Origin of the sequence: Streptomyces sp. NPDC051172, from assembly GCF_040682555.1 — a bacterium.
In the GTDB taxonomy this organism is placed as follows: Bacteria; Actinomycetota; Actinomycetes; order Streptomycetales; family Streptomycetaceae; genus Streptomyces.
On sequence record NZ_JBFBBE010000460.1, the window covers coordinates 1 to 1,072 of the forward strand.

Here is a 1,072-nt window from a genome sequence, read left to right on the forward strand (position 1 = left end):
GTCGTTCGCCGAGGGGATCGCCCGGATCGGCCGGCTGCCGTTCCTCGGCTCGCTCGAGCACGCGCGCGGCGGCCCCACGGCCGGGCCGGGCGGCAACAGCGCCTACCGGCTCGGGTCCGTCTACGGCCGGTTCGCCGTCCCCGAGGCGATGGCGCAGATGCTGCGCACCGCCCCGGACGCCGGCCGGCACGGCCCCGTGCTGCTCGTCGACGACCTCGTCGACTCGCGGTGGTCGCTCGCCGAGGCTGCGCGGGTGCTGCGCGAGGCAGGCGCGCAGGGGGTGCTGCCGCTCGTCCTGGCCCAGGCCGGATGAGCCGCCGAGGTCAGCGCTCCGCGCGGACGATCGCCAGCACGGCGTCGCGGAGCGCCTCCATGGTGGCGGCCGTGCGGGCCTCGCCGTTGCAGCGCAGGAACGGCTCCGTGTTGGACGGGCGGAGGTTGAACCACCACGTGCCGTCCTGGGCGGCGACCGTGGTGCCGTCCATGCGGGTCACCGTGGTGGCCACCCCGGCGAAGTCCTCGTGCACGGCCTGGCCCTCGCCGGCGCCCTCGCCCACGGCGGGGGCGAACTGCGCCACCACCGCGGCCACGGCGGCGTCCTTGTCCTCGACCTGCGAGTTGATCTCGCCGGAGGCCACGTACGGCTCGTACTCCTCGGCCAGCTCGGACAGCGGCTGCTCCTGGCCGCCCAGGGCCGCCAGCACGTGCATGGCCGCGAGCATGCCGGTGTCCGCGTTGAAGAAGTCGCGGAAGTAGTAGTGCGCGGAGTGTTCGCCGCCGAACACGGCGGACTCGGCGGCCATGACCGCCTTGATGAAGGAGTGGCCCACGCGGGTCTCCACGGCCCGGCCCCCGTCGGCCGCCACGAGCTCGGGGACGGCGCGGGAGGTGATCAGGTTGTGGATGACCACGGGGGTCTGCTCGCCGTCGGCCTTCGCGCGGGCGATCTCGCGACGGGCCACCAGGGCGGTGATCGCGGAGGGGGAGACCGGTGCGCCCTGCTCGTCGATCACGAAGCAGCGGTCGGCGTCGCCGTCGAAGGCCAGGCCGATGTCCGCGCCGTGCTCCACGA

Annotated in this window: 1 protein-coding gene and 1 pseudogene; one reads left to right on the plus strand and one right to left on the minus strand. The window is 74.8% G+C overall.

All coding sequences use genetic code 11. From position 1 onward, the window contains the following. Positions 1–313 (plus strand): phosphoribosyltransferase (locus AB0N07_RS51925; protein WP_365848096.1); only part of this gene is annotated, 313 nt, incomplete at its 5' end. Positions 314–323: 10 nt separating this feature from the next. Here the strand turns inward: AB0N07_RS51925 and manB are convergent. Further along, positions 324–1,072 (minus strand): annotated as a pseudogene (gene manB, locus AB0N07_RS51930) (phosphomannomutase/phosphoglucomutase); the annotation flags it as partial.